The organism is Streptomyces sp. NBC_00457 (assembly GCF_036014015.1).
Classification (GTDB): Bacteria; Actinomycetota; Actinomycetes; order Streptomycetales; family Streptomycetaceae; genus Streptomyces.
The window spans coordinates 3,658,302-3,671,800 of the sequence record NZ_CP107905.1; the positions used below are offsets into that span (position 1 = coordinate 3,658,302).

Consider the following 13,499-nt stretch of genomic DNA (forward strand, 5'->3'; position numbering starts at 1 on the left):
TCAGCCCAGGATTCCCCGGTCGTACGCCACCGCCACCGCCGCCGCCCGGTCCTTGACGCCCAACTTGGCGTAGAGGTGGGTGAGGTGGGTCTTGACGGTGGCCTCGCTGATGAAGAGGACGCGGGCGATCTCGCGGTTGGAGGTGCCTTTGGCGACCAGGGTCAGGACCTCGCGTTCGCGGGCTGAGAGGGGCTCGTTGCCGGGGGCCCGGACTGCGGAGACGAGGCGGGAGGCCACCGCCGGGGAGAGGACCGTACGGCCTTCCGCCGCCGCGCGGACCGCGGTGAACAGTTCGTCGCGGGGGGCGTCCTTGAGGAGGTAGCCGGTGGCGCCCGCCTCGATCGCGGGGAGGGTGTCGGAGTCGGTGTCGTACGTGGTGAGGACGAGCACCTTCGCGCGGGCGGACCGGCGGGTCAGCTCGCGGATGGCGTCGACTCCCGCGCCGCCCGGCATCCGCAGGTCCATCAGGATCACGTCCGGGTCCAGGGCGGCGGCCTTCTCGACGGCCTCGATGCCGCCCGAGGCCTCGCCGAGGACGGTGAAGCCGGGGGCGGACTCGAACATGCCGCGCAGACCGTCGCGTACGACGGGATGGTCGTCGACGATCAGCACCGAGATGTCACGGGTCATGGCGGACCAACGGTACGCGAGCGGACAGCGCCGTGCCGTGCCCTGGCTCGGACTCGACGGTGAGCGCTCCGGCGATGCGTTCGGCGCGGGCACGCATGCCGTCGAGTCCGAAGCCGCCGGCGGTGGTGCGTTCGCGGGCGGCGAGGGGGTCGAAGCCCCGGCCGTCGTCGCGGATGTCGAGGACCACCTCGTCGCCCATGAAGCTCAGGGTCACGCCGAGCCGGGTGGCGTGCGCGTGGCGGGAGGCGTTGGACAGGGCCTCCTGGGCGATCCTCAGCAGGGTCGCGGAGACCTCGTCGTGGAGGTGTTCCGCGGTGCCGGTGACGGTGAACTCGGCCCGGATTCCGGTCCGTTCGCCCCATTCGGCGACCGTGCTCTTCAGGGCCTGCGGCAGGCCGTCGTGCTCCAGCGCCACGGGGGCGAGGTTGTGCACGGAGCGGCGGGCCTCACCGAGGCTGTGGCGGGCCAGGTCCGAGGCGCGCTGGAGGTGGGTGCGGGCGGTCTCCAGGTCGCCGGCGTTCGCGACGACCTGGAGCTGGGCGATGATGCCGGTCAGGCCCTGGGCGAGGGTGTCGTGGATCTCGGCGGCGAGACGCCTGCGTTCGTCGGCGACGCCCGCTTCCCGTGCCTGGACGAGGAGTTGGGCGTGGAGGGCGGCGTTCTCGTCGAGGGCCTGCTGCAACGCGGCGTTGGTGCGTTCGAGTTCGGCGATGGTCTCGGCGCGGGCGCGGGAGCGTTCCTCCTGCTGGGTCGTGAGATGGCCGACCACCGTCAGGATCACGTTGTTGACCACCAGGAGCCCGGCGAACACGGCCCACTGCACCGGGTCCTGGAACGGCAGCCCGCCGGCCTGCGAACCCGAGACGGCGATCGAGCAGGCGAACGGGCCGATCCACCGGAGGTATCGGCCGGGCATCAGCTCGTCGGCGTCGAAGTAGCCGGTGACCGCGTAGAACGCGAAGAACGGATTCAGCCAGGTGAGCACGAAGCTGATCGCCCAGCGCACGACGTAGTACACGGTGCCGAGGGTGGACGGGCCCGAGCGGCTGCGGCTCGCCCGATCCCACCACAGTTGGAGTGCGAAACCCGCGGCGACCAGCACCGCGACCGCGTTCCGCTCCGCCGTGCTCGGCATCAGTTCTGCGGTGGCGAACGACAGCAGCGTGCCGACCGCGAGCAGCCCGTACGGCCCCTTGGTGCGGACCAGCTGCCAGCGCCGCTCGAGGTCCGTGTCCGCCGCGGTCATGCCTCCAGTCTGCACGGCGGGCCGCCTACTCCCACCGGAACCAGCGCGCCGCCGACACCGACAGCACCACCGTCCAGGCCGCCATCACGCCCAGGTGGGTCAAGCCGGGCCAGTCGCCCACCATGGCCTCGCCCAAGGCCCGCGCGGCGGCGCCGAACGGCGTGAACCCGACGACGTCGGCCATGACGTCGGGCATGGCCTGCACCGGCAGCCACACGCCCGCGCAGAACAGCATCGGGAAGAACACCACCGTCCCGACGGCGCCCGCGATCTTCACCGTCCGGGACACGGCCGAGATCACCGACCCCAGCGCGAGCGCGGCGAGGACCGCGAGCACCAGCGCGAGCAGATAGCCGTACGGCTGCTCGGGCAGTCGTACGTCATAGGCGAACCGGCCGACGACGAGCGCGAGCAGCGCCGAGAGCACGGCGGCCAGGGCGTGCACCAGCATCTGCGCGAACAGCAGTGCCGACGGTTTGACCGGGGTGGTGGACATCCGGCGCAGGATGCCCTGTTCCCGGTAGCCGGTGAGGCCGACCGGCATCGACTGCACACCGGCCACGATCATGGCGGCCAGCACGGCCACGGGGACGTAGGTGTCGACGATGCGCAGGCCGCCGAGCTCGTCCTGGGTCTCGCGGAACGCCGGGACGGCGCCCAGGATGGCCACCAGCAGGGGCGGGAAGAGCACGATCCAGAAGAGGCTGCCGGGCTCGCGGGCGAGCAGCCGGGCCTCGGTGCGCAGTACGGCGGTGTTCGCGGTGCTCATCGTGTGGCCTCCGTCGTGGTCTCGGTCGTGGTCTCCGTCGCCGTCTTCGTGAGGTCCAGGAAGGCGTCGTCCAGCGTGGCGTCGCTGACGCGCAGTTGGTGGGCGGTGATGCGGTGGCGGGCGAGCAGCGTGATCACGGCGTTGACCGTCTCGTCGCTGCCGGAGAGGGTGATCCTGCCGTCCTTGTGCTCGACGGACGCGAGCGCGGGCAGGGCGCTCAGCTCCTGTTCGTCCAGCGGCGCGGACGGCGTGAAGGTGATCACCGTGGCACCGGCGGAGCGGCGGATCAGCCCGGCCGGGGTGTCCAGCGCGGCGAGCCGCCCCTTGTCGATCACGGCGATCCGGTCACACAGCCGCTGCGCCTCCTCCATGAAGTGGGTGACGAGCAGGACGGTGACCCCGCTGTCCCGGACCTCCTCGATGAGCTGCCAGGTGTCCCGGCGGGCACGCGGGTCGAGGCCGGTGGTCAGCTCGTCGAGGACGACGATGCGCGGGTTGCCGATCAGGGCTAGCGCGATGAACAGACGCTGTTTCTGGCCACCGCTGAGGCGGCCGAACCGGGTGGTCAACTTGTCGGTGAGGCCGAGGCGTTCGGCGAGCGGGCGCCAGTCGGCCGGGGTCGGGTAGAAGGCGGCGTACAGCTCCAGCGCCTCGCGGACGGTGAGCTTCGCCTGGAGTTCGCTCTCCTGGAGCTGGGCGCCCAGGACGCGGGTGACCTTGTCGTGGTCGGCGACCGGATCGAGCCCGGCGACCCGGACGCGGCCCGCGTCGGGGACCCGCAGGCCCTCGACGCACTCGACGGTGGTGGTCTTGCCGGCGCCGTTCGGGCCGAGGATCCCGAAGATCTCGCCCTCCCCGACGGTGAAGGAGACACCGTCGACGACGGCCCGGCCGCCGTAGGACTTACGCAGTCCGCTGACTTCGATGACTGATGTGGCTGGCATGGATCGAGGGTCCCGGCGAGGCGGGGTCCGCCACATCGGCCGTCGCGCTCGAAGCCGCATCGGCCGATCGGTTGATGCGGGGGTACGACCAACCGGGCGCCCCTGGTTCGACGTGCCGAACGCGCAGGTCGTAGGACCAGCGGCCGATCCCGGTCCGGCCAAAACTCGGTGGGCGTTGTCAGTGCCGGTCCGTAGGCTCGCTGCTGATGTCCACGACACGTGCCACCACCAAGGAACGCTCCGCCGTCAAAACCCTGTTGCGGTTGTGGCCCTATGTGCGGCCCGTCCGGGCGCGGCTGTTCACCGCGGCGTTCGTCGCCGTACTCGCCTCGTGCGTGGGGCTGGTGATTCCGCTCGTGCTCAAGTGGATGGTGGACGGGCCGGTCGCCGAGCGGGACCCGGCGGGTGTCTGGCTGGGGGCGCTGTATCTGCTACTGCTCGGGCTCGCAGAGGCGCTGCTGTTCGGGCTGCGGCGGTGGCTGGTGGCACGGCCGCTGTCACATGTCGAGGCGGAGATGCGGGCGGATCTCTACCGGCATCTGCAGCGCCTCCCGGTCGCCTTCCACGACCGCTGGGCCTCCGGCCAGCTCCTCTCCCGCGGCACCACGGACCTGATGCTGCTGCGCATGTTCCTGGCCTTTCCGCTGACGTTCCTGCTGGTCAACGGGGTGACGATCCTGGTCGGCGTGGCCATCATGCTGGTCCAGGACTGGACCCTGGGCCTGGTCATCCTCGGTCCCGCCATACCCGTACTGATCACCTGCGTGATCTTCGAGCGACGCTACGCCGAGGTCGCACGGCGAGCACAGGACCAGGTCGGCGACCTGACGACAGTCGTCGAGGAAAGCGTCCTCGGCATCCGCATCATCAAGGGCTTCGGCCGGCATCGCAGCCAGGCCCGAGCCTTCCGCGAACTCTCCCGCACCCTCCGGGGAACCGAACTGCGCAAGGCCCGCCTGCTGGCAACCATCTGGGCCATCATCGTGACGCTCCCGGAGGTGGCGATCGGAGCGGCGCTCGTGCTGGGGGCCGTACAGGTGGCCGACGGGGCGTTGTCCGCGGGCACGCTGGTGGCGTTCCTGTCGACGGCACTTGCGATCAGGTGGCCGGTGGAGTCGATCGGCTTCCTGCTGGCGATGAGCCAGGAGGCGGCAACGGCGACGGAACGATACTTCGAGGTGATGGACGAATCGCCGGAGCGAGAAGCGCCCCGCAGGGGCGCGGGGAACTGCGCGACCAGCCACAACGCACCCGTAGCTGGGCAGAACAGCGGCATCCACTTCCACGACGTCACCTTCCGCTACCCCGACGCCCCCACCGACTCCCCACCCACCCTCGACCGCATAAACCTCCACATACGCCCCGGCGAGTCCATGGCCCTGGTCGGCGCCACCGGAAGCGGCAAAACAACCCTCACCGCCCTGGTCCCCCGCCTCCACGAGATCACCTCCGGCCGCATCACCCTCGACGGCACCGACATCACCGAGATACCCCGAGACTCGCTGCGCGCCCTCGTCGCCGTCGCCTTCGAGGAGCCCACCCTCTTCTCCGCGAGCGTCGGGGACAACGTCCTGATGGGCGCCGATGCCGAGGCCGGCGCCGAGGAGCTGCACCGCGCACTCTCCGTCGCGCAGGCCGAGTTCGCGCACGCCCTCCCGCAGAGCACGGAGACCCAGGTCGGCGAGCAGGGCCTCAGCCTCTCCGGAGGACAACGGCAGCGCCTCGCGCTCGCGCGGGCCGTCGTCGGCAGCCCCAGGTTCCTCGTCCTGGACGACCCGTTGTCGGCGCTGGACGTGCATACGGAGGCCGCCGTCGAGGCCGCCCTGCGGGAGGTGCTCGCCGACACGACCGCGCTCATCGTGGCGCACCGCCCGTCCACCGTGCTGCTGGCCGACCGCGTCGCCCTGCTCTCCGGCGGCCGTATCACCGCCGTCGGCACGCACTACGAACTGCTGCGAACGAACCCGGAGTACGCCCATCTGATGTCAGGGGAATCGTCCGGAGAAGTGTCCGGGGAAACGTCCGGGAAAGAGGAGGACCACCGGTGACCGCGCCCTCGACCTCCGCGCCCACGACCGGCGACGACCAGCAGGACCTCCCTCGGAAGCCGGGCCCCGGCGACCCCTTCGACCGCGACGTCCTGCCCACTCCCCCGGGCGCGACGGCCACACTGCTGCGTTCCCTGCTCGCCCCGATGAAGGCAAGGGTCGCCCTCACGACGTTCCTGCTGCTGCTCCAGCAGGCGGCGGTGCAGGCGGGCCCGCTGCTGGTGGCGTACGCCATCGACACTGCCGTACCGGCGATCCGCGCCGACGACTACGGGCCGCTCATCGCCGTGGGCGCCGGCTATCTGCTGTGCTCGCTGGCGTCCGGCGGGCTGCAGTACTGGTTCATCATCGCCGCCGCCCGCGTCAACCAGGACGTGCTGCTCGACCTGCGCGGCCGTATCTTCCGGCATGCGCAGGCGCTGAGCATCGACTTCCACGAGCGGTACACCTCGGGCCGGCTCATCTCCCGCTCCACCACGGACGTCGAGTCGCTGCGCGAGCTCCTCAACGAGGGGCTGCAGGAGCTGGTGACCGTCGTGCTGTCCTTCGTCTACATCTCGGTGATGCTGCTCTGGCTGGATCTGGGCCTCGGCGGGGTCGCCGTGGCGTCGTTCGTGCCGCTGTATCTGCTCGTACGGGTCTATCAGCGGCGCGCGGGACGGGTGTACCGGCTCCGGTCCACCGCCATCGCCGCCGTCATCGTGAAGTTCGTGGAGACGATGAACGGCATCCGCCCGGTGCGCGCCTTCCGCCGCGAGGCCGTCAACGACCGCGACTTCGGCGTCCTCAACGCGCGGCACGAGCGCATCAACGGCGACGCGCTGCTGGAGATGGCCCGCTATGTCGTCGGATCCCGGCTGGTCGCGAACACCGCGGTCGCAGGCATCGTGCTGTGGGGTGCCTACCGGGTGGCGGGCGGCACCCTGGCCCTCGGCGTGCTCGCCGCCGCCGTGCTCTATCTGCGGCGGCTGTACGACCCGATCGACCGGCTCGGCATGTTCCTCAACTCGTACCAGTCGGCGGCCGCCTCGCTGGAGAAGATCGCCGGGCTGCTCGCCCAGACGCCGTCCGTGCCCGAACCGTCGACTCCCCGGCAGCTTCCGGCACTCGAGACCGAGCACCCCGGCCGCGAGGTCGTCTTCGACGCGGTCAGCTTCGGTTACCGCACCGGCGGCGAGGTCCTCCCCCGCTTCGACCTCACCATCCCCGCCGCCCAGACGGTCGCCGTGGTCGGCTCGACCGGCGCGGGCAAGTCGACGCTGGCGAAGCTGCTCGCCCGGTTCTACGACCCCTCCGCCGGGCGGGTCCTGCTGGACGGCGTCGATCTGCGCGACCTCGACGTGCCCGAACTGCGGCGCGGGGTGGTCATGGTGACGCAGGAGGCGTTCCTGTTCTCCGGCACGGTCGCCGAGAACATCGCGATCGGCCGCCCCGACGCCACCCGCGAGGACATCGAGCGGGCCGCGAAGGCGATCGGCGCGCACGAGTTCATCGTCGCGCTGCCCGACGGCTACGACACCGACGTACGCAAACGCGGCGGCCGTATCTCCGCCGGACAGCGCCAACTGGTCGCCTTCGCCCGCGCGTTGCTCGCCGACCCGGCCGTACTGATCCTCGACGAGGCGACCAGCTCGCTTGACGTGCCGGGCGAACGGGCCGTGCAGCGCGCCATGTCGACGGTCCTGCACGGCCGTACCGCGGTCGTCATCGCCCACCGGCTGTCCACCGTGGAGATCGCCGACCGCGTGCTGGTGATGGAGCACGGCCGGATCGTCGAGGACGGCAGCCCCGGCGAACTCATCGCGGGGACGGGCCGGTTCGCGGATCTGCACCAGGCCTGGCGGGACAGCCTGGCATGACGTCCACCAGCTGAGGTCTTCGGGGGCCGTGTGATCGACGCGTACGAGGATCCGGGGCGGCCCGACTGCCGGGGCGGCGGACGATATCTGTGGTGGCTCGTGACCCGGCAGCCGGGCCGTTCACTCGCCGGGGCGCTGCTGGGCAGCACCTGGATGGTGCTGCTGGCGGCGGCGCCGTATCTGCTGTCCCGGGCCATCGACGAGGGTCTGGAGCCGGGCGACTTCCCGGCGCTGGCACGCTGGACGGCCGCCCTGTTCGCCGTGGGGGCCTTCAACGCCTGGCTGAGCATCATGCGGCACCGCACGATGACCCGGGTACGGATGGACGCCAACTTCCGCACGGTCAAGGTCGTCGTCGGACAGGCGATCCGGCTGGGGGCCGCGCTGTCACGCCGTGCGGGCGCCGGGGAGGTCGTGACGATCGGCGTCGGCGACGTGCTCACGATCAGCCAGTCCCTGACCGTGGTCGGTCCCGGCGTCGGTGCCGTCGTGTCCTATCTCGTCGTCGCCGCCCTGCTGATTTCGGTGTCGGTGCCCATCGCGGTGGTGGTGCTGCTCGGCATGCCGCTGCTCGGCGTCCTCGTCGGCCCGCTGCTCGCCCGGCTGCAGGGCGCCGAGACCGACTACCGCGAGCGGCAGGGCATCCTGACCGCCCGGATCGGCGACCTCGCGGGCGGCCTGCGCGTCCTCAACGGCCTCGGCGGAAAAGGCCTGTTCGCCGACGCCTTCCACCGCGACTCACAGCGACTCCTGGCGCAGGGCTACCGGGTCGGCGCGGTCACCAGCTGGGTACAGGCCCTCGGCATGGGCCTGCCCACGGTGTTCCTCGGCGTCGTGACGTGGCTCGCTGCCCGCCTCGCCGCCCAAGGAGACATCACCGTGGGCGAGTTGGTGTCGGTGTACGGCTATGTCGCCGTCCTGGTGGGCCCGGTGGCCTTCCTCGTCGAGTGCGGCTATCAGCTCAGCCGAGGCGTGGTGGCAGCGAGGCGGGTCGTACGATTCCTGCGCCTGGAGCCGATGGAGGACACCGGAACCCGACCGGCCCCCGCGACGCCCGCCGTACTGCACGACCCCGAGTCAGGCGTGCGGATCCAACCGGGCCACCTGACCGCCCTGGCCGCCGCCGCCCCAGCCGACGCCACCACCGTGATCGACCGTCTCTGCCGATACACCCCCTCGACAGCGACCTGGGGCGACGTCCCCCTGTCCGACATCCCCCTGCACCAGATACGCAAGCGAATCCTGGTAGCCGAACACGAGGCCGACCTGTTCGCGGGCCCTCTGCGCGACTTGATCAGCGGCCAAGGCACTCCCGACGACGACGACATCACCCGTGCGATCCACACCGCCGTGGCCGAAGACATCGTCCAGTCCCTCCCCGACGGCCTCAACTCCACCATCGACGCCCAGGGCCGCAACCTCTCCGGCGGCCAACGACAACGCGTCCGCCTACTCCGCACCCTGCTGGCCGACCCCGAGATCCTCCTGGCGATAGAACCAACGTCGGCCCTGGACGCCCACACCGAGGCGAGGGTGGCGGAACGCCTGCAAGAAGCACGCAGCGGCCGAACGACGGTAGTGACGTCCACGTCCCCACTGGTCCTCAACCGCGCGGACACCGTGTACTACCTGGTCGACGGCAAGGTGGCAGCGACGGGCACCCACCAAGAACTACTGGCCGAAGACCCGGGATACCGAGCCCTGGTGGCACGAGACGAGAACGCCGAGGAGCTCCTGAGTTGACGGCACAACAACCCACCCAGGGGCGCGGGGAACTGCGCGACAAGCCACAACAAACCCGCACCCGGCAACCCACACCAGCCCCCTCCCCAGTAGCCGCACTCCCCATCGCCACCCCCACATCCGTACGCCACGCATTCATCCGCCTGATCCAAGCCGACCGCCGAGCCTTCGCCACCGTCCTCACCCTGAACTCACTCGCAGCCGCCGCCGGCCTGGCCGGCCCCTGGCTGCTCGGCCGAATCATCGACGAGGTACAAACCGGCACAGGCGTATCAACCGTGGACCGACTCGCCCTCGCCATCCTCCTCTGCGCCCTGGCCCAACTCGCGCTGGCGCGATACGCCCGGTTCATAGGCCACCGCTTCGGCGAACGCACACTCGCCCGCGTACGCGAGGAGTTCGTGGAAAGAACCCTCGCCCTCCCCACCTCCACAGTGGAACGCGCCGGCACCGGCGACCTCACCGCACGCGGCACCGCGGACGTGGCGACCGTAGGCACCACCCTGCGCGACATCGGCCCGATCCTCCTGGTCAACGCCGTACAGGCACTGTTCCTGATCGGCGCGGTGTTCCTGCTCGACCCCCGCCTGGGAGCCTGCGGCCTGCTCGGCCTGATCGGCATCCGGTACGCCCTGCGCTGGTATCTGCGCCGAGCCCGCGACGGCTACCTCGCCGAAGGCGCCGCCGCCTCCCAGGTCGCCGAAATCCTCACGGCAACGGCGTCCGGCGCCCGCACGGTGGAGGCACTGCGGCTGACGGACCGACGCACCGAGGCGAGCCGGGACGCCCTGGACACAGCCAAGCGCACCCGGCTGTACACCCTGTTCCTGCGCACCTGCTTCTTCCCGGCGGTGGAAATCTCGTACATCCTGCCGGTCGCGCTCGTACTCCTGCTCGGCGGCGTCCTGCTGGAGCACGGCGCGCTGAGCCTCGGCGCGGTGGTGACGGCCGCCCTGTATCTGCAACGGCTCGGCCAGCCGCTCGACGAGGTCCTGATGCGGATCGAGCAACTGCAGGCGAGCAGCGCCTCGTTCGCCCGGGTGGAGGGGCTGGCGGCGGCCGAGCCGGCGGCCGACCTGGACTGCCCGGCGCCCGCGGACGACCGGATCGACGTGACCGGTGTGCGGTACGCGTACGACCGCGGCGGCGAGGTTCTGCGCGGCGTCGATCTGACCGTGCGGCCGGGGGAACGGCTCGCGGTGGTCGGGCCGTCCGGCGCCGGGAAGACGACGCTGAGCAGGCTGCTGGCCGGTGTCGACGCGCCCACCGAAGGCACGGTGACGGTGGGCGGGGTACCCGTCGTCGCGCTCGGCCCCGAGCAACTGCGCCGTCAGGTCGTGCTGGTGACGCAGGAGCACCACGTGTTCATCGGTACGGTCCGGGACAACCTCCGTATCGCCGAACCGGCCGCCACGGACGAGGAGTTGTGGGCCGCCCTGACCGCCGTGGGCGCCGACGCCTGGGTACGGGAGCTGCCGCACGGCCTCGACACCATGCTCGGCGAGGGAGGCCGCCGTACGGACGGACCGCAGGCCCAGCAACTCGCCCTCGCCCGCGTCGTGCTGGCCGATCCGCACACCCTGATCCTCGACGAGGCCACGGCGTTGCTCGATCCGACGACCGCCCGCCACACCGAGCGCGCCCTGGCCGCCGTACTCGAGGGCCGCACGGTCATCGCCATCGCCCACCGTCTGCACACGGCCCACGACGCCGACCGGGTGGCGGTGATGGAGGACGGCCGGCTCACCGAACTCGGCACGCACGAGGAGTTGGTGACGGCGGACGGGGCGTACGCGCGGCTGTGGAGGACGTGGCACGGGGACCGTGGGGCGACGTAGCACGCGGACCGTCGGACGACACAGCACCGCGTCCGCATAACGAACAGCCATTCCCGGACAACGGATGGTTTCCGGTCAATATCTTGACGCGCCCCTGACACGACCGCCGTTCACCTGCCACTCTTCCCACCACCACGTCACAGCAACCTCACACCTGTGGCGACCGGCTCCCGCACGTGGTTCCGCGCACTGCCCCACCCCTGCCAGAAGGAGTCCGTGTTGAGACGCAATTCCTCAGACAGACGCACCCCCCACAGACCCACTCCCCGAACGGCCGCCGTCGTGTTCGTCGGCGCCGCCGCCCTGATCGCCGCGGCCGTCCAGTCGGGCGCCGCGACCGCCGCCCCGGAGAAGGCACCGTCGGCTGCGGGCAAGGTCATACCGGGCGCGGAGTCCGTCAAGCTCACCCCGGCCCAGCGGGCCCAGTTGATCCGCGAGGCCGATGCCGGCAAGGCGGAGGCCGCCGAGGATCTGGGACTGGGCGCCAAGGAGAAGCTGGTCGTCCGCGATGTCCTCAAGGACGGCAACGGCACGGTCCACACCCGCTATGAGCGGACGTACGACGGCCTCCCCGTCCTCGGCGGCGACCTCGTCGTCGAGACCACGAAGTCCGGCGCGACCGACGCCGTCGTCAAGGCCACTCGCGCCGCCATCAGGCCCGCGACCACGACGGCCGCCGTCCCCGCCGCCAAGGCCGAGCAGCAGGCGCTGGCCGCCGCGAAGGCCGAGGACGCCAAGAGCCCCGACGTCAACCGGGCGCCCCGCAAGGTGATCTGGGCCGCGAACGGCACGCCGACCGTGGCGTACGAGACGGTCGTCGGTGGCTTCCAGCACGACGGCACCCCGCAGGAGCTGCACGTCATCACGGACGCGCGGACCGGCGAGCAGCTGTACGAGTGGGAGGCGATCGAGACGGGCACCGGCAACACGGTGTACTCCGGCACGGTCGACCTCACCACCACCCAGTCGGGATCGACGTACAACCTCACCGACGGCGCGCGCGGCAGCCACAAGACGTACAACCTCAACCGCGGCACCTCCGGCACCGGCACCCTCTTCTCCGGCGCCGACGACATCTGGGGCAACGGCACCCCGTCCAACCTGGAGTCCGCGGGCGCCGACGCGCACTACGGTGCCGCGCTGACCTGGGACTACTACAAGAACGTGCACGGGCGTTCCGGTATCCGCGGTGACGGCGTGGGCGCGTACTCCCGGGTCCACTACGGCAACAACTACGTCAACGCGTTCTGGTCGGACAGCTGCTTCTGCATGACGTACGGCGACGGCTCCGGCAACGCCAACCCGCTGACCTCGATCGACGTGGCCGCGCACGAGATGACCCACGGGCTCACCTCCAACACCGCGGGCCTCAACTACTCGGGCGAGTCCGGCGGTCTGAACGAGGCGACCTCCGACATCTTCGGCTCGACCGTCGAGTTCTACGCCAACAACGCCTCCGACGTCGGTGACTACCTCATCGGCGAGGAGATCAACATCAACGGCGACGGCACGCCGCTGCGTTACATGGACAAGCCCAGCAAGGACGGCGACTCCAAGGACAGCTGGTACTCGGGGATCGGCTCGATCGACGTGCACTACTCGTCGGGTCCCGCGAACCACTTCTTCTACCTGCTGAGCGAGGGCAGCGGCACCAAGACCATCAACGGTGTCACCTACGACTCGCCCACCGCGGACGGCCTTCCGGTCACCGGCATCGGCCGCGACAAGGCGGAGAAGATCTGGTTCCGGGCGCTGACCACCAAGTTCACGTCCACGACCAACTACTCGGGCGCCCGCACCGGCACCCTCGCCGCGACCGGTGAGCTGTACGGCACCACGAGCGCCGAGTACAAGGCGGTGCAGGACGCCTGGGCCGGCATCGCGGTCGGCGCGCGCTCCGACGGTGGTGGCGGGGGCGGCGGTACGTCCTTCGAGAACGAGGCGGACGTAGCGATTCCGGACAACGGGGCCGCGGTCACGTCGTCGATCACCGTGTCCGGGCGGACGGGCAACGCCCCCTCCAACCTCGCGGTCGCGGTGGACATCACGCACACCTACATCGGTGACCTTCAGGTGCAGTTGGTCGCCCCCGACGGCACGGCGTACACGCTGAAGGCGTACGGCGCCGGCGGAAGCTCGGACGACCTCAACACCACGTACACGGTGAACGCCTCCTCCGAAGTCGCCAATGGGACCTGGCAGTTGCGGGTCCAGGACAACGCGGCCGTGGACACGGGCACCATCAACAGCTGGAAACTGACGTTCCCGTAAACCCATAAGGCCGCACAGCGCAGCTCGCAGTCAGGGTGCCGTCCCGGTGGTTCAACTCCCCGGGGCGGCACCCGCGTTCATATTCCCGAAACGTTTACCGGACAGTCGACTTTCGGCCAACATCACTTCGGGGTCCTGACATGTACGCGCC

Annotated in this window: 9 protein-coding genes; 5 read left to right on the top strand and 4 right to left on the bottom strand. The window is 70.6% G+C overall.

Annotated features, from left to right (window positions below):
• The 4 genes from OG828_RS16435 to OG828_RS16450 are packed head-to-tail and all read right to left on the bottom strand — an operon-like array spanning window position 1 to window position 3,589.
• Entirely contained in the window at window positions 1-630 is a 630-nt protein-coding gene (locus OG828_RS16435; RefSeq protein WP_328438464.1) for a response regulator transcription factor, read from the bottom strand.
• On the bottom strand, window positions 620-1,876 hold the full coding sequence (locus OG828_RS16440) for a sensor histidine kinase (protein WP_328501562.1): 1,257 nt from the start codon (window positions 1,874-1,876) through the stop codon (window positions 620-622). Before OG828_RS16440 ends, OG828_RS16435 begins: the two co-directional genes overlap by 11 nt.
• Window positions 1,877-1,901: 25 nt before the next feature.
• Complete coding sequence (locus OG828_RS16445; RefSeq protein WP_328501563.1) at window positions 1,902-2,645, bottom strand: ABC transporter permease; 744 nt, start codon at window positions 2,643-2,645, stop codon at window positions 1,902-1,904.
• Window positions 2,642-3,589, bottom strand: a complete 948-nt coding sequence (locus OG828_RS16450) for an ABC transporter ATP-binding protein (protein ID WP_328501564.1) — start codon at window positions 3,587-3,589, stop codon at window positions 2,642-2,644. The genes OG828_RS16445 and OG828_RS16450 overlap by 4 nt, the downstream gene beginning before the upstream one ends.
• Window positions 3,590-3,795: 206 nt before the next feature.
• On the opposite strand from OG828_RS16450, the gene OG828_RS16455 reads away from it, so the two are divergent.
• The 5 genes from OG828_RS16455 (at window position 3,796) to OG828_RS16475 (ending at window position 13,348) form a co-directional block, all read left to right on the top strand.
• The gene (locus tag OG828_RS16455; protein ID WP_328501565.1) at window positions 3,796-5,637 is read left to right on the top strand and encodes an ABC transporter ATP-binding protein; all 1,842 of its coding nucleotides are present in this window, start codon (window positions 3,796-3,798) and stop codon (window positions 5,635-5,637) included.
• Window positions 5,634-7,496 (top strand): ABC transporter ATP-binding protein, encoded by a 1,863-nt coding sequence (locus tag OG828_RS16460; protein WP_328501566.1) that lies wholly within the window; start codon window positions 5,634-5,636, stop codon window positions 7,494-7,496. The genes OG828_RS16455 and OG828_RS16460 overlap by 4 nt, the downstream gene beginning before the upstream one ends.
• 30 nt (window positions 7,497-7,526) lie before the next feature.
• Window positions 7,527-9,239, top strand: coding sequence for an ABC transporter ATP-binding protein (locus OG828_RS16465; RefSeq protein WP_328501567.1), 1,713 nt, complete (start codon window positions 7,527-7,529; stop codon window positions 9,237-9,239).
• A 104-nt stretch (window positions 9,240-9,343) separates the two neighbouring features.
• On the top strand, window positions 9,344-11,077 hold the full coding sequence (locus OG828_RS16470; RefSeq protein WP_328504881.1) for an ABC transporter ATP-binding protein: 1,734 nt from the start codon (window positions 9,344-9,346) through the stop codon (window positions 11,075-11,077).
• A gap of 219 nt (window positions 11,078-11,296) precedes the next feature.
• On the top strand, window positions 11,297-13,348 hold the full coding sequence (locus OG828_RS16475) for a M4 family metallopeptidase (protein WP_328501568.1): 2,052 nt from the start codon (window positions 11,297-11,299) through the stop codon (window positions 13,346-13,348).
• Window positions 13,349-13,499 lie beyond the last annotated feature (151 nt).

What these genes read in the sequence shown, in the direction of transcription:
- OG828_RS16435 (WP_328438464.1), bottom strand. Translation starts at nt 630, where the DNA reads ATGACCCGTGACATCTCGGTGCTGATCGTCGACGACCATCCCGTCGTA.
- OG828_RS16440 (WP_328501562.1), bottom strand. Translation starts at nt 1,876, where the DNA reads ATGACCGCGGCGGACACGGACCTCGAGCGGCGCTGGCAGCTGGTCCGC.
- OG828_RS16445 (WP_328501563.1), bottom strand. Translation starts at nt 2,645, where the DNA reads ATGAGCACCGCGAACACCGCCGTACTGCGCACCGAGGCCCGGCTGCTC.
- OG828_RS16450 (WP_328501564.1), bottom strand. Translation starts at nt 3,589, where the DNA reads ATGCCAGCCACATCAGTCATCGAAGTCAGCGGACTGCGTAAGTCCTAC.
- OG828_RS16455 (WP_328501565.1), top strand. Translation starts at nt 3,796, where the DNA reads ATGTCCACGACACGTGCCACCACCAAGGAACGCTCCGCCGTCAAAACC.